Annotated in this window: 20 protein-coding genes; 10 read left to right on the top strand and 10 right to left on the bottom strand. The window is 61.6% G+C overall.

The features are described from left to right. Positions 1–154: 154 nt before the first annotated feature. From VIM98_RS10680 to VIM98_RS10650, 7 genes are all read right to left on the bottom strand, one after another. The gene (locus tag VIM98_RS10680) at positions 155–2,908 is read right to left on the bottom strand and encodes a discoidin domain-containing protein (protein ID WP_331993088.1); all 2,754 of its coding nucleotides are present in this window, start codon (positions 2,906–2,908) and stop codon (positions 155–157) included. Positions 2,909–2,910: 2 nt separating this feature from the next. Beyond that, positions 2,911–3,735 (bottom strand): carbohydrate ABC transporter permease, encoded by an 825-nt coding sequence (locus VIM98_RS10675; RefSeq protein ID WP_331993087.1) that lies wholly within the window; start codon positions 3,733–3,735, stop codon positions 2,911–2,913. Then, entirely contained in the window at positions 3,732–4,610 is an 879-nt protein-coding gene (locus VIM98_RS10670) for a sugar ABC transporter permease (RefSeq protein ID WP_331993086.1), read from the bottom strand. The genes VIM98_RS10675 and VIM98_RS10670 overlap by 4 nt, the downstream gene beginning before the upstream one ends. A 40-nt stretch (positions 4,611–4,650) precedes the next feature. Beyond that, on the bottom strand, positions 4,651–5,934 hold the full coding sequence (locus VIM98_RS10665) for a sugar ABC transporter substrate-binding protein (protein WP_331993085.1): 1,284 nt from the start codon (positions 5,932–5,934) through the stop codon (positions 4,651–4,653). Continuing rightward, positions 5,931–7,406, bottom strand: a complete 1,476-nt coding sequence (locus VIM98_RS10660; RefSeq protein WP_331993084.1) for a glucoamylase family protein — start codon at positions 7,404–7,406, stop codon at positions 5,931–5,933. Before VIM98_RS10660 ends, VIM98_RS10665 begins: the two co-directional genes overlap by 4 nt. Positions 7,407–7,581: 175 nt before the next feature. Continuing rightward, positions 7,582–10,440 (bottom strand): TonB-dependent receptor, encoded by a 2,859-nt coding sequence (locus VIM98_RS10655; protein WP_331993083.1) that lies wholly within the window; start codon positions 10,438–10,440, stop codon positions 7,582–7,584. A 164-nt stretch (positions 10,441–10,604) separates the two neighbouring features. Next, positions 10,605–11,630: a LacI family DNA-binding transcriptional regulator gene (locus VIM98_RS10650; RefSeq protein WP_331993082.1), complete on the bottom strand. Its 1,026-nt coding sequence runs from the start codon at positions 11,628–11,630 to the stop codon at positions 10,605–10,607. Positions 11,631–12,917: 1,287 nt separating this feature from the next. Here VIM98_RS10650 and VIM98_RS10645 point away from each other — a divergent pair. The 8 genes from VIM98_RS10645 (at position 12,918) to VIM98_RS10610 (ending at position 19,590) form a co-directional block, all read left to right on the top strand. Next, positions 12,918–13,376: an SPFH domain-containing protein gene (locus VIM98_RS10645; RefSeq protein ID WP_331993081.1), complete on the top strand. Its 459-nt coding sequence runs from the start codon at positions 12,918–12,920 to the stop codon at positions 13,374–13,376. A gap of 308 nt (positions 13,377–13,684) precedes the next feature. Beyond that, positions 13,685–14,335: a type II toxin-antitoxin system toxin DNA ADP-ribosyl transferase DarT gene (gene darT / locus VIM98_RS10640; RefSeq protein WP_331993080.1), complete on the top strand. Its 651-nt coding sequence runs from the start codon at positions 13,685–13,687 to the stop codon at positions 14,333–14,335. Beyond that, complete coding sequence (darG, locus tag VIM98_RS10635) at positions 14,335–15,405, top strand: type II toxin-antitoxin system antitoxin DNA ADP-ribosyl glycohydrolase DarG (protein WP_331993079.1); 1,071 nt, start codon at positions 14,335–14,337, stop codon at positions 15,403–15,405. Before darT ends, darG begins: the two co-directional genes overlap by 1 nt. Positions 15,406–15,656: 251 nt before the next feature. Further along, the gene (gene rsmG / locus VIM98_RS10630; RefSeq protein ID WP_331993078.1) at positions 15,657–16,286 is read left to right on the top strand and encodes a 16S rRNA (guanine(527)-N(7))-methyltransferase RsmG; all 630 of its coding nucleotides are present in this window, start codon (positions 15,657–15,659) and stop codon (positions 16,284–16,286) included. A 103-nt stretch (positions 16,287–16,389) separates the two neighbouring features. Then, entirely contained in the window at positions 16,390–17,247 is an 858-nt protein-coding gene (locus tag VIM98_RS10625; protein ID WP_331993077.1) for an AAA family ATPase, read from the top strand. 2 nt (positions 17,248–17,249) lie between these two features. After that, the gene (locus tag VIM98_RS10620) at positions 17,250–18,143 is read left to right on the top strand and encodes a ParB/RepB/Spo0J family partition protein (RefSeq protein WP_331993076.1); all 894 of its coding nucleotides are present in this window, start codon (positions 17,250–17,252) and stop codon (positions 18,141–18,143) included. A gap of 90 nt (positions 18,144–18,233) precedes the next feature. Further along, positions 18,234–18,950 (top strand): glycosyltransferase family 2 protein, encoded by a 717-nt coding sequence (locus VIM98_RS10615; RefSeq protein WP_331993075.1) that lies wholly within the window; start codon positions 18,234–18,236, stop codon positions 18,948–18,950. Between the two features lie 271 nt (positions 18,951–19,221). Further along, positions 19,222–19,590, top strand: coding sequence for a DUF488 domain-containing protein (locus VIM98_RS10610; protein ID WP_331993074.1), 369 nt, complete (start codon positions 19,222–19,224; stop codon positions 19,588–19,590). On the opposite strand, the gene VIM98_RS10605 is transcribed toward VIM98_RS10610, so the two are convergent. Together VIM98_RS10605 and VIM98_RS10600 are read right to left on the bottom strand one after the other, a co-directional pair. After that, positions 19,568–20,512: a patatin-like phospholipase family protein gene (locus VIM98_RS10605; RefSeq protein ID WP_331993073.1), complete on the bottom strand. Its 945-nt coding sequence runs from the start codon at positions 20,510–20,512 to the stop codon at positions 19,568–19,570. The genes VIM98_RS10610 and VIM98_RS10605 overlap by 23 nt on opposite strands. A 39-nt stretch (positions 20,513–20,551) precedes the next feature. Further along, positions 20,552–21,535 carry a YafY family protein gene (locus tag VIM98_RS10600; protein ID WP_331993072.1) on the bottom strand — a complete coding sequence of 328 codons (984 nt, stop codon included), beginning with the start codon at positions 21,533–21,535 and terminating at the stop codon, positions 20,552–20,554. 208 nt (positions 21,536–21,743) lie between these two features. Here VIM98_RS10600 and VIM98_RS10595 point away from each other — a divergent pair, with 208 nt between their 5' ends. Then, positions 21,744–22,652: a hypothetical protein gene (locus tag VIM98_RS10595; protein ID WP_331993071.1), complete on the top strand. Its 909-nt coding sequence runs from the start codon at positions 21,744–21,746 to the stop codon at positions 22,650–22,652. Between the two features lie 99 nt (positions 22,653–22,751). Beyond that, positions 22,752–23,588, top strand: a complete 837-nt coding sequence (locus VIM98_RS10590; RefSeq protein WP_331993070.1) for a DUF481 domain-containing protein — start codon at positions 22,752–22,754, stop codon at positions 23,586–23,588. 208 nt (positions 23,589–23,796) lie between these two features. On the opposite strand, the gene VIM98_RS10585 is transcribed toward VIM98_RS10590, so the two are convergent. Continuing rightward, positions 23,797–24,039, bottom strand: a 243-nt coding sequence (locus tag VIM98_RS10585) for a hypothetical protein (protein ID WP_331993069.1), incomplete at its 5' end; no start/stop codon positions are given.

Raw genomic sequence — 24,039 nt, 5'->3', positions numbered from 1 at the left:
TGCGCATCGCAGAGCTCCCCCCGGCAAAACCAGGGAAGAGGGAACAGGCTATGCAGGTGCGAAGTATTGAGGCTTACCTCAGTCAGGCTCCCTCTCCCCTGGCTTTGCCGGGGGAGAGGGTGGGGTGAGGGGGCAACCCTACGAAGCAAAACCCTCAATCGCGCCGTATCGTCACCACCGCCGGCACTTCCCGCACCATCAACTCATTGTTGCGCCATTCGGCAGGCCGGCCACTGATCTGCACCGTGCCGGTCGCGGCGCCTGCGTACGGCCATGGCAACACCAGGCCGCCCGGCGGCACTTCCACACCTTTGGCGATACGCAGTTCCAAGTGGCCATCGCGCTCTCGCAGGATATAGCTCAACAAACCATAAGGCGTGCGTAATTTCTCTACCCCAACACCTTCGCCCTTGAGCCAGCTCGCCGGAATCCCCGCCGCCAACACCAGGGCATGATCGCCCGCACGTTCGTAAGCAAGCAGATCGTAAGCCGAGCGCAGAAAATCCGAAGCAATCCACGCATGCGGCATATCGCCGACAAAGCGCGGCTTGCGCGGATCGTGTCCGACCACTTCGGCCCACTGGTTCCACGCCTGCGGCCGCCGATCGGCGAAGAAAAAGCGCAGCAAATCGTCGATGCGATCGCGCCAGCCCAGACGTACGAAGCTGGCGATCGTGCGTACCTCATATGGAGTGTAATCCTCCCAGGCATGCGAGCCGTCGCGACGCGCGACAAAACCTTCCCAGTATTTCTGGAAGGTTCGATCGATCAGCGCGGGCGGCAGCCAGGTTTGCCCATCGCCTGGCGACAGCGCAATCGTCGTCGACGTGGCATCGAAATCGCCAAGCTCGGCAGCACCGGGCAGGTAATCGATATGGTGTTGCTCCACCGCGGCAGCAATGGACGCAGCGAGGTTCGTGCGGAAGGTGTCACGCGAGGCGCCGATCGTCGCCGCCTCGTCGGACTTGCCAAGTGCTGTCGCCAGCATGACCGCGTCGTCGTAACCTTTCAGCGCCCAGAAATCGTCCCAGTACGAATGCATCGGCTTGGCCGAATAGCCTTCATGGCTGATCGATGCTGGCATCATGCCGTAAAATGGCGGTGGCTGTGTCTGGCTTGCGCGCAGCGTGTCCATATAGGCAATGGCTCGGCTGACGTGTGGCCATAACGGCTCGACCAGCGTGCGATCGTGCGTGTAACGCCAAAGTTCAGCGATGGCAAAAATCAGTTCGCCATGGCTGTCGTTCTCCGGTACCGGATCGGAACCGCGCGCATCCACGCAGCACGGCACCTTGCCGCTGCTGAACTGATGCGGTGCGTACCATCGCACGAACTGCGCGGCGACATCGGCGTGACCGCTACGCACCAGACCCTCGGTCATCATCGCGCCGTCGCGTACCCAGGTACGGGCATAAGAACGTGTGCCCGGCTGTAACGCCGGGCCATCGCGCGACATCAGGATCTGCGCCAGCGCGCTGCGCATCGTGTTGGCGATGGCCTGTTCGGATGCCGGCAGATACAAGATCACGCGATTGAGCTTTTCGCGCCACACCTTTGCCGTTTGCTGCGTTTGCAGTGCCAGCCATGTCAACGTATCGCTACCGGTCACGGGCGCCTCACCGCTCCAGGGAACGATCACACCGAAACGGCGACTGCCATGGGCGGGAAGCCGGACCTTGTAGAGCAGTGCGCCTTGTGCAAAGCCCTTGGCATCGTCCATCTGCACGACCTCAGGACGTTCGCCACGGGCTAGGCGTTCAGGCAAGTTGTCCGCATCGGATGGACTGGCCACGAAGGCATCGGTGGCCTGCAGGGGCAGGACGGCCTGCGAGCGATTGACGTGCAACACATGACCGTCCCAGTCGAAGCGGTGCAAGGCGCTGATGCCGCCGGGCGTATTGAGAAACTGCGTCGGCGGATTGACCTGGAACGGACGCGCCAGCAGGGCAAGGGTGAGTTCGCGCGCACGATCGCTATCGTTGCGCAACTCGTAGCGCAACAGCAGTTGCGACTGCTCCGGCGTGCCATGCGCGATGGCGGTGGTTTCCAGGCTGAGCTCGCCCACTTGCCAACGCACGGTCGGTATCGGCAGGTAGCCATCCTGCAATCGCTGGCTGTTGCTGCCGCTGGCCCAGTCGATTACCCTGCCGCCCTCGAACAGCATGGGCTCGATCGACCAGCCGCCCTTGTCGATTTCCGCTGCACCGTCTTCGGAGAGCAAGGCCGAATGACGCGCGCCGCCGTCGACACCCACCAGGGTCCAGTAACTTTGCTCGCCGGAAAATCCCCGCGGATAGAGGCCACGCGCCGCTTGCTTGGCACGCTGCTCGAACACCGCGTTGGGCGTAGGCGGCAGCGGCGCTTCGGTAGCATGCGGCGGTAACGCCCGCAGGGCGAGGTTGGCGATGCACAGTTGGCCCTTGCCGCCATGACCGGCGTAAACGGTGAACTCCACCGCAGCCGTGCGCTTCAATCCATGGTCCTTGATCGGCCCCCAGGCAAACTCCACCTGACGATCATCGGCGCGCACCGTCCGCCAATCGGGCGTGGGTTGGAATCCATCGCTGCGATACCACCAGACATTGTCACCACTGGCATCGATGAACTTCACTTGCAGATCGTTGGGTGGCATCGCGCCGCGCACATCGAAAGACAAGGCGAAGTGCTCGGGAAAGTCCACCGGCAAGTCGCGATGCAGTGTCGCACCGCCGGAGACGCCGTTGAAATCGAAGTCCATGCATGCGCCCTGGCGATCCGTGGCCGGATGCAGGCTTACGGCAATATCGTCGGTCGCCTTGACCTGCCAGGCCCCGGACTTGGCGAAATCGTCGAGCACGCGCGCATCCGCGGCGACGGCTGCCTCCGACACCAGCAGCAATGCCGCCGCAAGAACCCGCCATCGCTTCATCGTCAGCCCTTTACGCTACCCAGCAGCAGACCTTGCAGGTAATAACGCTGCAGGGCAAGGAACAACACCAGGACCGGCAGCACGGTGACGACCGAGCCTGCCATCATCAGTTCGGAATCCTGCACGTGCTCGCGCGACAGCGATGCCAGCGCGATCGGCAAGGTGTAGTGCTCCTGGCCGGTCAGCACGATCAAAGGCCACATGAAATCGTTCCACGCGGCCAGGAAGGTGAAGATGGCCAGAGTCACCATGATCGGCTTGAGCAGCGGCAGGATGATCTGCATGAAGATACGGAACTCACCGGCACCGTCGATGCGCGCCGCCTCGATAAGATCGTCGGGAATGCCGCGTGCGTACTGGCGCACCAGGAAGATGCCGAAGATCGTCGCCATGGCCGGCACGATGACACCGGCATAGCTGTTGACCAAGCCGATGTACTTGAGCAACAGGAACAGCGGCAACATCGCTACCTGCGCCGGAATCACCAGACCGCCGATCAGCATCTGGAACAAGCGCTCGCGACCGGCGAATTGCAGCTTGGCGAAGGCATAGCCGGCCATCAGATTGCAGGCCAGCGCCAACAGCGTGATGGCTGTGGAGATCAGCAAACTGTTGAGCAGATAGTGTCCCATGCCGGCGTGTACGAACAGCTCGCGGTAGTTGCCGAAGGTTGCGTGTGCCGGCAGCAGCGGCGGCGGCAACGAACTGGCCTCGCCGGGCTGCATGAAAGAGACCGACAGCATCCACAACAAGGGAAACAGCGCTACAACCGTGCCGCCGATCAACAGACCGTTGATCAAGGCCTTGGCAAAACGGGTGTCGTTCATGCCGGCTCTCCCCGACGCGACACACGCAGCAGCACCGCCGTCACAGCGAACATGATGACAAAGAGCAGGAACGCCACGGCCGAGGCGGAGCCGAGATTCCACCACTTGAAGCCTTCTTCGTACATCAGGTACAGCACGCTGGTGGTGCTTTGCAGCGGACCGCCCTCGGTCATCACGTACGGCTCGGCGAACAGCTGGAAGTAGCCGGCGACGGTGAGGATCGACACCATCACGAGCGTGGGCTTGAGCATCGGCAAGGTGATATGACGGAACTGGCTGGGTACCGAGGCGCCGTCGATGCGTGCCGCTTCGTACAGATCGGCCGGAATGGCCTGCAAGCCCGCCAGGAAGATGATCATGTTGTAGCCGAAGTTCTTCCAGACGGCGAACAGAATGATCGTCGGCATCGCCCAGTGCGGGTCGCCGAGCCAGTCGATCGGATGCAAGCCCAGGCTTTGCAGTCCGTAATTGGCCCAGCCGTACTTGGTATTGAACAGATAGCGCCAGATCACCGCGGTGGCGACTACCGTGGTTACCACCGGTGCGAACAACGCCGTGCGGAAGAACGATTGCATGCGCGCCAGCGGCGAGTTGAGTAACAGCGCGGCACCGAGCGACACCGCGATGGACAACGGTACGCCGACGATGACGAAATAGAACGTGTGGCCCAGAGCCGACCAGAACAACGGCCGGTGCAGCAGTTCCCAATAGTTGCCCAGGGCGACGAAGCGCAGATTGCGCAAATCGGCCAACGCATAGAGGTCGTAGTCGGTCAGGCTGAGTATCAGCGCCGCGATCACGGGCAATAGAAAGAACAGGCCCAGTACCAGCAATGCGGGGGCGAGAAAGATCCAGGCGGCGCGGCGAGTGGTCATGCTGGACTCCTGGGCGCGATGGCGAACGAGTAGCGCTGTTTCATGGCGCGCTCCGATGATGGTCCAGCACCCAGCGCCGTTTCTCGAGAATCGCATCGGCGCGACGATCGATTTCCGCCGCGGCCTGATCGATGGTCAGTCGGCCCGCTACCGCTTCGGCGGCGACCAGCTGCATTTCGGTGGCGATGCGTTCCCATTCGGGAATCGGCGGCAGCGCCTTGACACGTTCAAGCTGATCGCGGAAGGCGCGCGCTTTCGGATCGTCGTGCAACGCGCCGCCTTCCCAGGACGAACGTCGCGGCGGCATGTCGCCGAGCAGGTTGTAGAAGCGTTGCTGCACATCGGGACGGGAGAGATATTCAATCAATTGCCAGGCTTCGTCTTTATGCCGCGAAGTCTTGAAGATCACCAGGCTCGAACCGCCCGCGTTCGACGCGCCTGGGCCATTCGGGCCTGGCAGCGGCGCGGCATTCCAATCGTCCTGCTGGGAGGGCGGCAGACGCTTGCGGAATTCGCCGATGTTCCAGGGACCAGAGAAATAGAAGGCGTACACGCCTCGACCGAACTCGCTCCACGGATTGCCGGCTTCGACATTGGTGATCGCCGGCGCCTGGCCGAGCTTGAATGTGTCGACATAGAAGGCCAGCGCGCGCTTGAAGCCTTCGCTACGGAAATTGCCGTAGCGATTGCCATCGCGCAGGATCGGTTCGTCCTGCTGCAAGGCCAGCGATAGCAGCTGTTCGAACTCGTTGGTCGGCAACAGGATGCCGTAGCTCCTGGTCGCAGGGTGGGTCGTGGCCGCCAGCGTCCGCCGCCACTCGGCCCAGTCGCGCGGTGGATGATCGAAACCGGCTTGGCGCAGTAGATCGACACGATAGAACAGCAAGCGCGTATCGACATACCAGGGCACGCCATACAGCGTGCCGTCGACCGAGTTCGTGCTCCAGATGCTGGCGAAGTAGTCGTCCGGACGCACCACGGACGACTGCGTCACCCGTTGCTGCAATGGTTCGAGCGCATCCAGCGCAGCCACTTCAGGAATCCACGTATTGCCCAGCTGAGTCAGATCGGGTGTAGACCCGCCGGCGATTGCCGTCAGCAATTTCTGGTGCGCCGCCGTCAACGGCAGTTGCTGCACCTTCACATGGATACCCGGATGTTCGCGCTCGAAATCCGGAATCAGCTTGGCGACGGCCTCGCCTTCCCGGCCGATGGTCCAGAACGTCAGCGAGGCATCGTCACTGTCGCGCGCGCAGCCACCGAGCGCCAGGCTGGCGCCTAGCACCCAGGTCATCAGCGGCAGCAGGCGCGCGAGCCGCTTCATGGTTGCTTGCTATCCCCATCCAACCAACCGCCGGTAAAGCCGGCGCGCTCCAGGCCTTTGCGGATATACGGGTTCTTCTTCATCACGTTCCAGACAAAGTTGCTGCGCCAGTTCTCGATCATCAGCACGATCGGACCCTGGTCGATACCAATCTGCACGGTATCGGTCCAACCCATCTCCGGCACCAGCTTGCCGGTGCGCAGTTGCACGTTCTGCAGGTGGAAGCTCGGATTGAAGGCGTCGACAAAACCGTACTTGTTGTAGATATATTTGCCGTAGCGCTTCTTCATTTCTTCCAGCGCCGGCACCACGATTTCCGGTGCGAAAGCGATCGAGCCGCCCGCCGCGGTGGGCGCGATGGTGCAATCGTCCTGGATATAGTCGATGCCCGCGCCGCGCGCGGTGTAGCCGAAGAACTTACGCTGCGGCTGCGTCGGGTGACCGAGCACGACATAGCCACCGGGACCGTTGCTGGCGGTCAGGCCCCAGACGTTCTTGCCATAGCCGGTGCAGTTGCCAGGATTGGCGACGGCATAGGCCCGCTGCGCATACGTTGCGCGACGACTGTTCTCGAAATAATCCAGGCCCTTGTCGCGGCTCCAGCCATCGCGGATGCCGCGGAAATCGACCCATACATGGCTGTACTGGTGACCGAACAGCGGCGCGAAGCTCAGGTGTTCCTGGCCGTAGAAGGTGCCCCAGGTACGCTGGTAATCCGTAGTCCTGGCAGCCCAGGCGTCGTCACTCACCGGATGCGTCGGCGAGCCGAGAGCGAGGATGTAGACCAGCATGCTTTCGTCATAGCTCTTCCAGTCGTGCGGAATGAACTTGCCACCCGGTGTCCAGCCCATGCTGATCAGCGGTGCACGCGGTTGCGCCCATGACCACTCGACGTTGCGATAGAGCTGATCGGCGATATCGCGGATTTCCTTTTCCTTGGGTGTATCGCGATCGTAGTAGGACTGCGCGAACAGCACGCCCGCCATCAGCCACGTGGTATCCACCGTCGACAGCTCGACCCAGCGCGCCTCGCGCTTGCCGGTCTGCATGTTGAGGAAGTGGTAGTAGAAACCATGGAAGCCGGTGGCGTCGTCTTCGCTATCGTTCTGCGGCGCATCGCGGAAGAAGCGCAGCGTGGTGAGCGTGCGGTCGATCGCCTGGTCACGGGTAATGTAGCCGCGTTCCACGCCGACGCCGTACGCGGTCAGGCCGAAGCCGACCGAGGCGATGCTGGCGAACGAGTCGGCCGGGTAGTGATCGGGCACCAGGCCGTTGGCCGGGTTGGCGCTCTCCCAGAACCAGGTGAAGGTGCGCTTCTCCAAATCCTCGATCGACGGCGGCAGCGGTTTGGTGGCCGCCTGCTTGTGCACCGGCGAATGGACCGGCTTCTTCGCCTGGGCTGCCAGCGGACTGGCGCAGGCCAGCGCCATGGCCAGGACAAAGATCCATCGGGTTTTGGTCTTGCTGAGCATAGGGGCCGCCTTTTCTTTCGATGCGCGCCGAGCGGGGACTCGATGATGCGCCTTGTATGGGAGTATGCCGAGGCATGTAAACGTTTACATCCCTCCGCTTAAAAAAGCCCGCGCGAACGGGCTGAGGAAAGCGGCCCTGCCTTTCCCGTTGACCGGGAAAGGCAGGGCGGTTGAATCAGAACGAGTAGCGTGCGCCGATCTGGAAGCGACGGCTCTGGTTCGGATCGGCGCCGGTCGCATGCCCGAAATTCGGGTTCGGCGTCGAGGCGTCGTTGTTGAGGTAGTAGCTGCCGTCGTAGCCATTGATGAAGTCGCGGTTGAACACGTTAAGCACGTCCAGGCGCAGCTCCAGGGCCTGGCTGTCGCCCCAGCGGAATTCCTTGGCGATCGACAGATCCAGGTTCACCCACTTACGACCGTATGCACCCCAGTGATAGAAGCTACAGTTGTAGTCGCAGGTGTCCGTCGCTTTGAACACATCGAACGGCAGGCCCGAACCGTAAGTGAAGATACCGGTGATGCGGGTATCCCACGGGCCGGTCACGATACCGTTGATGACCAGATGGTGCTTTTCGCCGACGTTGCCAGCCGGGTAGCCCGACGGAGAGACATAGTCGAGCGAGTAGTTGTCGTTACCCTGCTGGCGAGCATTCTGATAGGTGTACGCCAAGCCCACACCCCAGCCAGAGGCCTTGGTGTAAGGCTTGTCGATGCCGATCAGCACTTCGCTGGATTGGGTCTTCTTGTAGACGTTGTGCAGCACTGCCCCATAAGGCGAATCGGGCGGGGTGTCGAGATAGAAGCCCGGTTCCACGATGCGGTTCCACACCCAGGTGAACTGGTCGTAGCCGAGTACGCGCGCCAACGTCAGCGAGCCGGTCCAGTCGCCGAAGCTTTGGCGGACACCCAGGCTGAACTGGTCGGTGTGTGGCGGACGAGTCTTGTTGTTGATCACGTCGATTTCGCTGCTGAAGCCCGGCACACCCGCGGCCAGCAACGAATCGAGGCCAGCCTTGGTCAGGTAGGCCGGATTCCAGGCGATCGTGCCCGGCTGGGTCGGATTACCGTTGGCATCGGCGGGGCTGAACTGGAAGGTGTAGTTCGGCACAGCCGAATGCAGCGCTTCCTGACTGATCCAGTCAAATGGCGTGCGGTCGTAGTAACGACCGGCGCCACCGAAAATGGTGGTGCTCTGATCGCCATCCTTGCTCACGTCCAGCGAGAAGCCCAGACGCGGCTGGATCGCACCCTTGAAACCATCGCGGTTGTTGCCGGTGCTGATGTAGTTCTGCAGACCCAGGTATTCGAGCGTGGCGTACTGCGCCTGTGGCGTGACGTAGTCGTTGTTGAGCGCATTGGTCTCGTAATCCCAACGCACACCCAGGTTCAACTGCAGGCGCTGCGTTACATCCCAATCGTCCTGAACATATGCGCCGAACTGATTAGTGTGCAGATTGGCATTGGCACCGAGCGGCGAGTACACCGCTTCATACGGAATATTGAAACCGCCCGGGTAAGCATCGCCTTCCTGGTAAGTATAGGAAGGTACCGCGTTGTTGTTCTGTTCCAGCGTGATGCCATAGGAAGCGTATTTGATGCCCATCTTGACGGTGTGATCGCCATGCCAGCTCAAGCCGGTGAACGTCAGGTCGTCACGCAGGGTCGTCTGGTCCTGCCCCTTGTTCTGCAGATTGACCGCGCCGCCGAGCACAGCGATGCCGGGGTCATAGACCTGCTGGATCAGGTCCGGCTCGGCCGCCGCAGGGTTCCACTTGGCTTGGCCGGCATCCAGCATCAGGTCGTTGGTCCAGATGTCGCCGCGTGCTTGCCATTTCAGCAACAGGTCGTCGACCTTGTTCTTGCGATTGGTGCGGCCGTCATAGCTGGTGGTACCGCCGAAACCGAGCACTTCATTATCGCGGCGCGTGGTCAGGCTCAAATCGACGTTATTGTTGGCATTGGGCTGCCAGCTCAACTTGCCGAAGAAGGTCTTTTCATGAAACGGCGCGGAGAATGTGCCGTTGTACTGAGCAAAACGCGGATCGACGATCTGCACCGAATCGTTACCGACATCCTTACGCTCTTCGTAGTTGACGAAGAACTGCAGCTCGTCCTTGATGATCGGTCCACCGAGGTTGAAGCCGCGCTGCTGGCGCTTGTATTCCGGCTTGTCGACTTTGTTCTTCTTGTCGAACGAATCCTGCGAAATCATGCCGGTGTTCTGGAAGTAGTCGTACACCGTGCCATGGAATTCATTGGTGCCGGACTTGGTCACGGCACTGATGATGGCGGTACCGGCCTGTTCGTACTCGGCCTTGTAGTTCTGCGTCAGCACGCGGAATTCCTGCACGGCTTCCTGCGAGAACGGGTTGCCGCGCGTGGAATCCTGGCCGGCGATACCGCCCTTGAGCACATTGTTCTTCAGGCTGGCGCCGTCGATGAAAACGTTTACATTCTCAGCCGATTGACCGCCCGCCGAGAAGGTCTTGGCGTTGGGGTCGCTGGATACCGTAATGCCCGGCACCAGCTTGGCGAAATCCAGGAAGTTGCGCTCGTTCTGAGGCAACGTATTGATCTGCGCCTGGCTGATGTTCTTGGCTACTTCCGAGGTGCGCGTTTCCATCAGCGTCAGCGCGTTCACCGTCACGGACTGCAGATTGGTGGCGTTCGCGGTGGCGGCCGCAGCCGTGGCTGCATCCAGGTTGAGCGTCAATGCCTGGCCCACCTGCACAGTCACTTCCTGGCTGGCGTTGATACCGCCTTCGCCCTTGACCTCGATGCGATACGTGCCGGGAATCAGACTGGCCAGCGTGTAGTTGCCGTCGCTGCGCACAGGCGTCTGCGCGATGAAGCCGGTCTTTAGGTTGGTCGCGACCACCTGGGTCGCAGTTTGTCCCTGTGCGGCATTGATGTGGCCGCGCACGGTAGCGTTCGCGTTCTGCGCAAGCGACGTGGTGGGCAGCAGCGCCGCCGTGGTGAGCACGCCGGCGAGTGCCAGCGCGATGTGTTTGGAAAGTGCGTGTCTGCGTGCCATGGCGTGCTTACCCTCCCTCAAGGGTCGAAACGTTGCTGTCGGCTGTGTTGCCGTTGTTGTCGTCGGTCCCCGGTCGTCAGGTAATGAAGCGGACTCCCCACTCACGCCTCAACGCCAGAAACGTTGATTTTCTGAAGAACTACCCAAGCTCGGCCACGCCGCTTTTACTCCCCGGCGGCGCGCGGCCTCGCATGGACTTGTTGGCCGCCACTGGACTGGCGGATGACCAGGCCGGCATCGACGCGCTGATGCGTGCGCGGCAAGTGCTCGGCTTGCTCGATCTCAGCCGTCAGCCGGAGAAGCGCTTCCTTACCTAACTCGGCGATGCTTACCCGCACCGTCGTCAAAGCAGGCGTGACATAGCGCGCCATCGGTACATCGTCGAAACCGGCGACGGCGATGTCGTCGGGAATACGCAAGCCGGCATCGCGGATTGCCGCCATGCAGCCGATCGCCATCATGTCGTTGGCAGCGAACACCGCATCAGGGCGCGACGACATCGCCAGCAATTGCTCGCCGGCGCGATAACCCGACTCTTCGTTGAAATCGCCGGGTAGTACGATGGGCTCCAGCCCGTGCTCGGCGACTTGTTGCAAATAGGCCGCTTCGCGCTCGGCGACATCGCGGTTCTTCGGCGGCCCCTGGATAAACGCGATGCGGCGATGACCGCCATCGATCAGGTGCTGCATCAACAGGCGTACGCCGCCGTGGTTGTCGACTGATAGCGCCGCATAGTCGTCGCCATCGAGCACCGTGTTCATCAGCACGGTCGGCAAGCCCATGGGCAAATTCTGACGCAGAAACGCCGCGTCGGCATGCGGCGACATCACCAGCAGCCCATCGACGCGCCCCTGCATCGCGCGCAGCGCGGCAGCCGCTTCGGCCGCATCGTCGTGCGAACTGGATACCAGCAGATGCAGGCCTTGCGCACGCGCGGCCAAGTCGATGCCGCGAATCAATTCGGAGAAGAACTCGCCGTAAAGGTCCGGCAGCAGTGCGCCGACGGTGTGGGTGCGTCGCGTGATCAGGCTGCGTGCGGCGCCATGCGGCACGTAGCGCAGGCGTGCGGCGACTTCGCGGATGCGCTCGAGCGTGTCGGCCGTCACACCGCCGTGGCCATTGAGCGCACGCGACACCGACGCCACCGACACGTTGGCCTCGCGCGCCACGTCTTTGATCGTCACTGCCACAAGTATTTACGTCCCGGCGATAGCCGCCCCGTGCGACTTCGAGCGCAACGTAAACGTTTTCATCGCGGCTTGTAAAGCTTTTGCAAAGCGTAAAATTTGTTGCTTTGCAATATATTTGGCGCGAAAAACTCGCGTTTTGTGGCGCCGCGAAGAGCAATTACATTGTTGTATCGCAGCGCATCTTTTTGCGATGCAACGCAACAATGATGGGGCAAAGATCGACCTCATGCCGAGTGGGGCTCCGTGGCGTTTGTCGCGGCTGAAGCCGCTCCCACAATCGCTAGGCGATGCTTCACTGGCTCCTGTGGGAGCCGCTTCAGTCGCGACAAAGACTGGCGACGCGGCGCACTGCACGGCATAGGGAGCCAAACAGTTTGGTGTGGCGTCGCGGCTGAAGCCGCTCCCACAATCACTAGGCGATGCTTCACTGCTCCTGTGGGAGCCGCTTCAAGGAACGTCTAAAAACCTCTCATCGCCCGAATATAGGGAAAGCGGATCCTATCGTTGTGGGAGCGACTTCAGTCGCGACAGGAGCTTGCGATAAGGCACGATCGTCGCAACGAAAGTCGCTCCCAGAAGAGTCGGTTTTTAGAGGTTCCCTTCAGTCGCGACAAAGACTAGCGACACGGCGCACTGCACGGCGTAGGGAGCCAAACAGTATTGGTGTGGCGTTCGCTGACGCCTGTTTGCCGCGATGCACCTTCGAGTTCGGCCGCGCCATGCGCCATGACCCGCGCAACGGCGAGCATCGCGCGATTGAGATCGGCGAGTCGTTGATCCGTGGGGTGAACGTGGGATTGAGAGCCGGAGATTGCCTCGGAACGACTCTTGAGGCGTGCGTGTGTCGTTCAATCCGGTCATGCGAACGACGGAGAAAACAAGCCATACACGTGGCCTCTTGTCGCACGATGTTTTTCGATTGTTGCGCAGACTTTTTTGCATGATTTGCGCGACGTGTTTCGCTCGCGCGCCGGTGTTCCATGTCGATCGATATTCGCATTGATCGCGCTCCTCCCCTGTGCGACCCCCTCCCGGCCTCTCCCTGTGAACAGGGGGGAGGAGCATGCGGGCGTCGCGCCGCCCAAAAGAAATTGCGCTCGCGGTCGATAACGTCAGGGAAGCTGCCGGAATCGAGACACAGTCGGCTTGGCCTACACCGAAAGTCGGCTTTAAAAAGTCATCAGAATGTCGTTAAATTCAGATTAATCTACGAGTTAGCAGACAGCTGTACCCTAAACCTCTGCAACAAAGCGAACTTTACCTATCTAAGTATCTGTTTCTAAAGACATGAACACCTTGCTCCTTCTCATCGTCGTGGCCTTGGTGCTGGCATTCGCCGCCAGCGCGGTAAAGCGGGTGCCTACGGGACAGGTGATCAGCGTCTATCGCCGCGGCAAGCCGCGCCTGCTGCAACCGGGCACGCATCTGACCCTGCCGTTGCTGGACCGCATGGGCCACCGCATCGACCTTGGCGGCCGCGTATTGCGCTTCGAGGAACCCTTGGCCGATGCGCACGGCGTGCGCGGCACGGTGTACTGGCAGGTGCTGGAGCCTGAGCGCGCCGATCCGGTGATCGAACAAGCCGATCAGTTGATCCGCGGCGGCGCCATGGCGGCACTGCGCGAGGAGCCGACCGCCCTGCAGACCGATCGCCGCGATCTGGGCTCACGCCTGAAGCAGAGCATGAACCAGGCACTGCGCGAGCGCGGCATGATGGTCACCCGCGTCGAGCTCGATATCGCCTGACCGTCAACGCCCTCGTGCCCCCAAAGCTCGCCCTGGCGGGCTTTTTCATTTCAGGATGACTGCGACGCCGAATTTTGGTTTTCGACCATACCAAAGTCCGTCAATCGGTTTATCAAGCACTGACTAGATCGTAGCGGGCAAGGGACAGGCATGGACAAGCCCGTGGCTTTCTTCGAGCAGTATTTCGGGCTAGGTTGAGACTATGGCTGATACCGTTTTCCAGACCAAACTACTCAAAGGCGAGCTTAAGCAGATCGCTGATGTATCGCGGGCAACGTTAGAGCTGGCGGTCAGCGAGCAGGTCGGGCATGCCTAATCACTACCCGAATCTCAACCCGGAAAAGGCGCTGATCTGGCGCATCGTTCACCGCGACAATCTTCCTTGGATCCTGCAAAACGGCCTGCACTGCGGCAACGGCAACGTACAGGCTCCAGGCTGGGTGAGCATCGGCAATCCTGAATTGATCGACAAACGTGCCGACCATCCGGTGCCATTGCCGCCCGGCGGCTTCTTGAACGACTACGTGCCGTTTTATTTCACTCCCTTCTCGCCGATGCTGCGTAACATTCATACTGGCTGGGGCGGTATTCAGCAGAGGCCTAACGAGGAGATCGTGATCCTCGTCTCCAGCCTGCATCACGTTGCAAAGCAGAGGTGGCCGTTTCTGTTCACCGACAGCCATGCCTACTATCAATGGGCGAACTTCTATTCCGATCTGGCTGATCTTGGCAAGATCGACTGGCCGCTACTTCAAGCACGGGATTTCCGACGCGACCCGGAAGACCCCGCAAAATTCGAGCGATATCAAGCTGAAGCTCTGGTTCATCAGTGCTTGCCAATCAACGGCTTGCTCGGCATCGTGTGTTATACGGATAATTTGAAGCGAGCGATCGAGCAACAGGTTCAGGCTCAAGGTCTGAACCTGTCGGTTTATGCCCGCACCGGGTGGTATTTTTAATGATCACATTCACGCAAGGTAATCTGCTGGAGGCCCGCGCCGAAGCGCTGGTCAACACCGTCAACACCGTGGGCGTGATGGGCAAGGGCATCGCGATGATGTTCAAGGAACGTTTTGCCGAAAACTTTCGCTGCTATGCCGCTGCATGCAAAGCTAAGGAAGTGCACACAGGCAAAATGTTCGTTACCGAGGTTAACGAACTGGATGGCCCGCGCTGGATCGTGAATTTTCCGACCAAGCAGCACTGGCGAGGCAGTTCGAAGATCCAATGGGTCACTGAAGGACTGCAGGACCTGCGCCACTTCCTGATCGAGAACAAGGTCAAGTCTGTCGCCATCCCGCCTCTAGGCGCGGGTAACGGTGGACTGGATTGGGCCGAGGTGCGCCTGCGAATCGAGGATGCACTGGCCAACCTTGATACCGAAATCCTCGTATTCGAACCGACCCAGAAGTACCAGAACGTCGCTAAGCGCACCGGCGTCGAGAAACTGACCCCAGCCCGCGCATTGATCGCGGAATTGGTGCGTCGTTACTGGGTTCTGGGCATGGAGTGCAGCTTGCTGGAAATCCAGAAGCTGGCTTGGTTCCTTGAACGCTCTATCGAGCGTGCGAGCTTGAGGCCGCTAGATTTACGCTTTGTGCCGCACAAATACGGCCCCTACGCTGACCGCTTACGGCACCTCCTTGACGGGTTGGACGGTAGCTACCTCCACTGCGACAAGCGTATCGGTGACGCCGACCCGCAGGACGTCATCTGGTTCGACGACAGGCGCAAAGCTTTCGTCCAGACCTACCTCAAGAGTGAAGCCAAGGAATACGCTGCGGCGCTGGAAGCCACAACCGCATTGATCGACGGCTTTGAGTCGCCTTTCGGCATGGAATTGCTGGCCACGGTGGACTGGCTGCTGACCAAGGAAGATGTGCAAGCGACTGTGCCCGCCTTGCGCCAGGGTCTGCGTCACTGGAGCGGCGGTGCCGATGCGGCTGCTCGCAAAGACAGACTGTTCGACGACCGGGCGTTGGGCATCGCATTGGAGCGGCTAGCACCCGGCGTAACGCTATCGTCTTGAGCCTCTATATCACTGTTTCGCAACGCACGGTCGTTTGGGCTAAGCCGACTCTTGTGCGGTTCTTGGCCACAAGCCTCGTAGCTAAAGGCAAGAGGCAAAAATGCTCCTGATTTCGTGCCCCATCTAAGTTTTCCTCCAAGAGGTTTTCGCTGCAACCTTTTGAAAGCACATGCTTTTCATACCTTGGCGCTGGCTCGAATAGCACGATACCAGGATAATGCCGTCCCTTTCCTTGCGACACTACCTTGCCGATGACCGCTCGCGACGCCCTGCAAACCCAGCTCGAACGCGGCATCGCGACGCTTGGCCTCGATCTGTCCAACAGCGTGGTGGAGCGTCTGCTCGATTACCAGGCGCTGCTGCAGCGCTGGAATACCGCATACAACCTCACGGCGGTACGCGACCCGGCCGAGATGATCGCGCGGCACCTGCTCGACTCGCTGGCGATCCTGCCGTACGTGCGCGGGGCGAGCCTCGCCGATCTTGGCACCGGACCGGGGCTACCGGGGTTGGTGCTGGCCATTGCCGCGCCGGGTCGACAGGTGTTGCTGGTCGATTCCAACGGCAAGAAGGTGCGCTTCCTGCGCGAGGCTATCCGCGCGCTCAAGCTCGAAGGCGTCAGCGCGGTGCAATCGCGGGTGGAAGCGGTGGAGGGGCAGTTCGATTGCGTCACCGCGCGCGCTTTCGCGAGCTTGGCCGATATGCTCGGTTGGGGCGGGCATCTGCTCGCTCCGGAGGGCATCTGGCTGGCAATGAAAGGTAAGCGCCCGGACGAGGAACTACCCGGTGTACCTGCCGGTTTCGCCGTCCGAGCCATTCACACCCTGGACGTCCCGGGCGTGGATGGCGAACGGCACCTGTTGGAACTGTCCAGGGCATAAGGCCAGACCGGGACGCACGCTGGATTTAGATGCCCCTCGGCCCCCAGCCTGAACCCTGCTAACCTAGCTCCCCTTTTCACCCGCGCACGGTATCGACCACTCCATGGCCCGCATCATCGCTGTCGCCAACCAGAAAGGCGGCGTCGGCAAGACCACTACCGCCGTCAATCTTGCCGCGGCCCTTGCTGCCGCCAAGCGCAAGGTGCTTCTGGTCGACCTCGATCCGCAGGGCAATGCCACCATGGCCTCCGGCGTGGACAAGCACGAAGCCAAGCCCAACGGCTGCGAAGTGCTGCTCGACGAGGCCACGCTGGAACAGGCCATCGTTACCACCGAAGCCCATTACGACCTGCTGCCCGGTAACGGCGACCTGACCGCGGCCGAACTGAAGCTGATGGATGCGATCGCGCGCGAGAGCCGCCTGAAAGAGCAGCTCGCCAAGCTCGACGACAAGTACCACACGGTGTTGATCGATTGCCCGCCCTCGCTGCATTTGTTGACGCTCAATGCGTTGACCGCTGCGCATGGCGTGCTGATTCCGGTGCAATGCGAATACTTTGCGCTGGAAGGTCTTTCCAGTCTGCTCGATACGATCAAGGCCGTGCGCCAGCGGCTCAACCCCGGGCTCGAGATCGAAGGCTTGCTGCGCACTATGTACGACGTGCGCAACAACCTGGGCAACGAAGTTTCCGCACAGCTGACCCAGCACTTCGGCGACAAGGTGTTGCGCTCGATCATTCCGCGCAACATTCGCTTGGCCGAGGCACCCAGCCACGGCCAACCCATTCATTTGTACGACCGCAGCTCACGCGGCGCGATTGCGTATATCGGCCTGGCCGGCGAAGTCATTCGTCGCGAACGTGGCCAGAACGCAAGCGTCGCGAACGAGCCGGTGCCGGCCCTGCCTGACGATGGCGACGACATCGCCCTCGACAGCGCGGCCGATATCCATCAGGAGTAAGCATGGCAGCAGCGAAGAAGCGAGGATTGGGACGCGGGCTGGACGCATTGCTCGGCACCGGCGCTGTCGCCGAGTCCGATAGCGACGGCCAGGCCAAGCCGAACCTGCTCGAACAGGAAGGCGAGCTGCGCACGCTGCCGATTCACCATATCCAGCCCGGCAAGTACCAGCCGCGCCGCCATTGGAACGACGAGGCGCTGGACGAGCTGGCCGCCTCGATCAAGGCGCAGGGCCTGATCCAACCCGTGGTAGTGCGTAGCCTCGGGCCCAACAGCTATGAGCTGATTGCCGGCGAACGTCGCTGGCGTGCCGCGCAGCGCGCGCAGTTGTCCGAGTTGCCGGCCTTGGTCAAGGACGTGCCCGAGGTGGCCGTCCCGGCGATGGCGCTGATCGAGAACATCCAGCGTCAGGACCTGACTCCGTTGGAAGAAGCCGATGCGCTCAAGCGCCTGATCGATGATTTCGACCTGACGCACCAGCAGGCGGCCGATGCCGTAGGCCGTTCGCGCGCAGCCGTATCCAACTTGCTCCGCCTTACCGAAATGCCCGAGTCGATCAAACGTCTGCTCGACGAAGGCAAGCTGGAAATGGGGCACGCGCGCTGTCTGCTGACCTTGCCCGAGCGCGACGCCGAGAGCCTGGCGCTGGAAGCCGCACGCCACGGCTGGAGCGTCCGCGAGCTGGAAGAGGCCGCACGCCGCGCGCAGACCGCACCCAAGGGCAAGGCCAAGAATGCCCCGGCACGCGACCCGAATATCGCCGACCTGGAGCGCCAGCTGGCCGAGCGTTTCGCCACCCGCGTCGAGCTGGCGCACGGGCGCGGCGGACGCGGCAAACTGGTGATCCATTACCACAGCAACGACGAGCTGGAAGGAATCCTGGGCAAGATCCGCTGACAGGGGAAGCGAACAAGCCCCTGGTTCAGCCGTCGCCTTTAAAATGCGGTCCCCGTCCGCTCGCCAACCTTTACACCCGTAGGCCTTTCCATGTCTGAGCTTTCTGTCGTCGTGCCGGTCTTCAACGAGCGTGACAACATTCCGCCGCTGCTGGCCGAGATCGCTGCGGCGTTGCGCGGGCGGATCGCGTTCGAAATCGTCTACGTCGACGACGAATCCAGCGACGACAGCGTGGCGGTGCTGGCCGCGGAAAAGGCCAAATACCCCGAGTTGCGCGTAGTGCGTCACCTGAGCCGCAGCGGGCAGAGCACGGCGGTATGGAATGGCGTGCGCGCGGCACGGTCGCCGTGGATCGCCACCCTGGACGGCGATGGCCAGAACGATCCGGCCGATATCCCCAAGCTGCTCGCCGCGCGCGATACGGCGCCGGCCGAGGTGCGCCTGTTCGCCGGCTGGCGGACGACTCGCCGCGACAGCTTCAACAAGCGCGTTTCCTCCAAGATCGCCAATGCGGTGCGTTCGCGCATGCTGCGGGATGCCACGCCGGATACCGGCTGCGGCCTGAAGTTGTTCGAGCGCGAGACGTTCCTGCGGTTGCCGTATTTCGATCATATGCATCGCTACCTGCCCGCGCTGGTCAAGCGCGCCGGCTTCGCCAGCCAGAGCGTGCCGGTCGGCCATCGTCCCCGTACCGCCGGCAAATCCAAGTACGGCATGCTCGACCGTCTTTGGGTCGGCATCGCCGACCTGCGCGGCGTGGCGTGGCTGATGCGCCGTGCGAAGGTGACGCGAGTCGAGGAACTGTAAGCAACGCTTCTCGGTTACCGAGAGCCCCCCTCACCCCAACCCTCCCCCGGCACAGAGTCAGGGGAGAGGGAGCGTGACCGAGGCAGATCTCAACACTTCGCACTGGCGTAGCCCGCTCCCTCCCTTGTTTACAGGGGCGGGGTGTGCCAGTACGCATGCGTGACGCCTTACTCACTCATGCAGGTGAAGGGAGCTCTTCCAAATAGCTTCACGCCCCCCTACCGTCAGCAGCGTATGCTCATCTTTTCCGCGTGGCAGACACTCGGGCTTCATGAGCATCGCCGTCAAACGCATTTACGAGCCGGCCGACAAAAACGACGGCTATCGTGTACTGGTCGACCGCCTGTGGCCGCGCGGCGTCAAGAAGGAAGACGCCGCGCTGGACGAATGGGCCAAGGAAATCGCGCCGTCACCCACGTTGCGGCGCTGGTTCAACCACGAGGAGGCGCGCTGGGAAGCCTTCCGTCATCGCTACGCCAGCGAGCTGGATGACAAAGCCACGTTCTGGCAGCCGCTTGCCACACGCGCTGCGCATCATCGGGTGACTTTGCTGTTCGGCGCACGCGACGAGGACCACAATGGCGCCATTGCGCTGAAGGCCTATCTGGAAAACTGGCTCAAGGCGCACGGTCCGCGTTGACTGAGAAATTGGCCGGTTTCCAGCCAGCAAGCGCCTCTCGCGTGCGTTCCCGACCAAGCTCGATCAACTCGCGCGCGCGATAGAACTCATATGCGGTTGCCACATTGCGCGGCAACTGGATCAACAGATCGGGCTCATAAGCGGCCGTGCGCAGACGCGACAGGTTGGCCTGCATCAAATCCATCGATTGCGTAAGCAACTCCAACAGCCCGGGTTCGCGTGGCTTGCTGTCCGCGCCATGCGGCAATAGGCGACCGAGAAAGCCGCCGATGCGTCCCGTCCGGGTCGGCGCTTCGCTGGCATCGACCGAGGTTTCCGGCGAGGTCACTTCCGATGGGCCGTCCATCCCGACAGCAATCAGGTAGTCCGCGCGTTCGCGTATGAGCGGCGTCACCGGTAACGGATTGAGCAGCGCGCCGTCGATCAACCGCCGGTCGCCGATCGTATGCGGCCGAAATACCGTCGGTATGGCAATCGATGCGCGTATCGCATCGAACAACGGTCCGCGCGTCAGCCACACCTCGCGCTCGCGATCGATGTCGGTGGCCACGGCCGTATAGGCCAGCGGAAGTTCTTCGATCAGCACATCGCCGACCAGCTCGCGCAAGGTGCCGATAATGCGTTCGCCCTTGATCAGGCCACCGCCCGAAAAAGTCCAGTCCACCAGCTTGAGCACGTCCATCTTGGCCAGGGTCGTGACCCAGTCGCGATAAATCTCCAGTTTGCCCATGGCATACACGCCGCCGATCAGCGCGCCCATCGATGCGCCCGCGACGGCAATGACGTCGAACCCTCGCGCTTCGATCTCCTCGATCGCACCGATATGCGCCAGCCCCTTCGCTCCCCCGGCTCCCAGTGCCAGCGCTACCGTGGGTTTGCGCGGTAGCTCCGGGTGGGTTTCGACCGATTCGGCAAGACTCATTCGATCGGGCTCATTCGGCTGGACTCATGAGCTATGGCTTCAACGTGGCGGCTGGCGATACGCGCCAAGGGCGAGATCGAGCATGATCTTCATTTCTTCGCGCAGCGAAATCGGTGCAATGATCTCGGCATCGGGGCCGTACTTGAGTACGTCCATCAGCAACTCCTTGGAGTTGGAATACGGCAGCTTCAACTCGTACTTGCCATCGCTCAGCCACTCGCCCTTCTGCTGCGAATGCCAATGCTCGTCCGCCACCCAACGCGCGGCATGCTCGGAAAAACGCACCGTCGCCCACGCCTTCGGCTTGCCGGCAAAAATGCCGTAGCTCGAGGCCAGCATTTCGTTCAGATCGCTCTCGGCGACATCGACGGCGGCGGCATCGAGCGCCAGCGGCTCGACGATGCGATCGACCGCGAAGCTGCGCAGCGCCTCGCGATCGTGATCCCATACGTCCAGGTACCAGTTGTCGCGATAGTGCGTCAGTCGCTGCGGCGACACCGTGCGACGGCTGTCGGCATTGGTGGTGCGCGCACGATAACGGAATTTCAGCTGGCGGCGCTCAAGCACGGCGCCGGCGACCACACGGAACACTTGCTGATCGAGTTTGCGTTCGCCCCAGGAAATCACCCGGATGCGTTCGATCGGCAAGGCCTTGCCGCTACCTTGGTCGGACAGCAGGTGCTCGATGCGTGCCTTGAACGGTGCCAGCGCGCCGGCCAGCACACCTGGCCCGGAGCGGCCAATCAATTCGTTCAACGCCAGCAGTGCGGCCAGTTCGTCAGACGTGAGCCAGAGACCGGGCAGCTCGAAGCGTTCGGCTTCGCTCTGCTCGTAGCGGAAGGCGGCGTGCTCGCCACCGGCGCTTTCGATGGGCGCGCCCAGCGCATCGCGTAAAAATGCGATATCGCGATACAGCGTGGCACGCGAACACTCCAGCTCGTCCATCAGCCGCGGCAGCGGCACCGGATAGTGCGCCGACTTGAGCAAGCGGTGTAACGTCAGAATGCGCTCGTAACGATCCATGAAATAAATTGTCTGATGGAACTGCTGCCTAGCATGGGCATGCCCGGAGACACTCGCAAGTCCGGGACGTCATGCGCGGCGGCCGGCGAACTGTGGTATCACATCGGTTCGCTTTCGGTACGTGCGCTTGGTCGGGCCGGTCGGCGCGGCGCTCAAGTCGGACGTTTATTTTTCCTTGTCGTTTGCAAACAACACGTAAAAAGAGACGATGGAGCGTAGCGGTCAGATTTCCCACGGCGAAGCCAACCTGCCAAGGCATGTCCAGGGACGTGCCCGGCAAGCTGGCAGCCTGCCACATACCTTGCTGGAGGTGTTGGGCTTCAGCGGCTATGGCATCTGGCTGTTGCTCGGCCTGGCACTGGCCCTTGGCGTGTACAGCAATGGCCGGGGCGAGGCACTGGTGCCACTTGGGCTGGGTGCCGCATTTATCGCGGCGGGCCCCTTGATGGCCTGTCTGCGCCTGTCTTCCGTGCCGGACTGGCACGGCTGGCGTCCGGGTCACGGCAGCCGGCCGACCCAGGAAGCGATGATCGCGCTGCTCGCCTTCCTTCCCATGCTCGCCGTGGCCGGACTGGCCCGCGGCGAGAACGATTTCTGGGCCACCCGCCTGGCCGGCGCCGCCCTGAGCCTGGCCAGCCTGGCGGCGCTGATCCAGACCGCGAATGGCTTCGTTGGACGCGACCGTGCCGGCCTGCCAAGCCCGATCGCCCAGTTTCCCCTCAGCCGCGTGGTCTCGGCCGGCTACGCTGGCGGCCTGTGGATGTGGACCTGCCTCGATGCCCAGGACGATCAGGTCACTATGGGCAGCACGCTTTACTGGGTCCTGGGTTTGCTGGCCCTGGCGCTACTGATGGGTAGCCTGGAAAACCTGCGGTGGCGCGCACTGCAGTCCAGCGATGCGGCAACCACGGGCCCATCGATACCGGCCATGAGCCTGTCGCCGATGCGTTTCCTGGCCGCCGTACTGATCTATGCCCTCCCCTGCATCGGCCTGATTGTCGCCGCCCTGGCTGACGCGCCGTCCTGGCTACCCCTCGTCGCGGCCGCCTCCTGTGGTCTGGGCAAGACGCTGGAACTTCGGCAATACGAGCTGGCTTTGGCGTTATCAGACACTTAGGCCTTAACTTACGGATTTTGTCAGGTTCGTTCACTGCACATTCAATTGGCTCCGTTAAGGTTCGTCGATTACTTTTATTTAATAAAGTGGATCGATCCAATGAAGAAGACCCTGATCGCCGGTTTGGTGCTCGCGGCCCTCGCGAGCGCGGTTCATGCCCAGGATGCCAATACGACGTCCGGGACTACCGATAACAGCTCCAATGCGGCCAACAACGGCGGCTGGAGCGGGTCGGGCGAGTTCGGTTATGCGGCCGCCCGCGGCAATTCGCGCACCGACAATGCCAATGCCAAGCTGACCCTCAACCAGGAAAACGAGCTGTGGAAGAACAATTTCTTCCTCAACGGCCTGCGTTCGAAGGGCGAAGTGCAGGTGCAGGACGAGCAAGGCAACACCATCAATCGTTTCAGCACCACCGCCAATCGCTACGAAACCGGTGCTTCGGTGGGCTACAAGCTCGATACGCGCAGCTATATCGTTGGCGCAGCCCGCTACGACCATGACGATTTCGGCGCCAACCTGTGGCAGGGCACCGTGTCGATCGGCTATGGCTACATCGCGCTGAAGAACGAACAGGCCGAGCTGTCCTTCGAAATCGGTCCCGGTTACAAGCGTTATCGTCCGGCCGATCAGACGATCACCGAGCCCGACGGCACCGTGGTCAAGACCCGGCAGGATACCGAGAGCGAGCCGGTCGCACGTGGCCTGGTCAACTTCAAGTATCGCCTCACCGGCAATACCGCGCTGGAAGATACGTTCCTGCTCGAAGCGGGCAGCAAGAACAAGTACTACCAGAACGACATCGGCCTTTCGGTCAGCATGACGAAGAAGCTGGCGATCAAGCTGGGCTACCAGGTGCGCTTCAACAGCGACGTGCAGGAAGGCATCAAGCACACCGATACGTTGGCGACCACGAATATGGTCTACAACTTCTAAACGTGCAGCGATAGCGCGCCCTCGTCCGTCGACTCGCCCGAGCTAAAAAGGGGGCGAGGTCGAGTAGCGAGGGCGCGACGTCCGGCCACCGGCTAGGGGTTGGGCCTACAGCATGCGAAACCGTGCGCCTCGGTCGTGTCAGGCGTTCGAGCTTGCGCCCTCGCTACTCGACCCTCGCCCCTCTGGCTTGGCAAGCTCGTAGCGATCCCTAGCCGAAATGACCCCCAACAATGCGGCCGTCTTTGTCCAGCTCGGCAAAGTAACGGCTGTTATTGCTGCGAAAATCCATCGTCGTGATGGTATTGGGCAGCACCAGCTGCACGTCCGGATAAGTCGTGCGGAATTGCGCGGGTGTCGGATGCGTAGCGATGAAGGCCTGAAAGGCGGTCGTGTCGGTAACGTAACCGTGCACGACTGGCGGCGCGCTACCGGCCGTGGTCTGGCAACCGCC

It is taken from the genome of Dyella sp., assembly GCF_036568765.1.
Classification (GTDB): domain Bacteria; phylum Pseudomonadota; class Gammaproteobacteria; order Xanthomonadales; family Rhodanobacteraceae; genus GSA-30.
The sequence above is the reverse complement of the archived record's forward strand: the minus strand, read 5'-3'. Positions and strand labels throughout refer to the sequence as shown.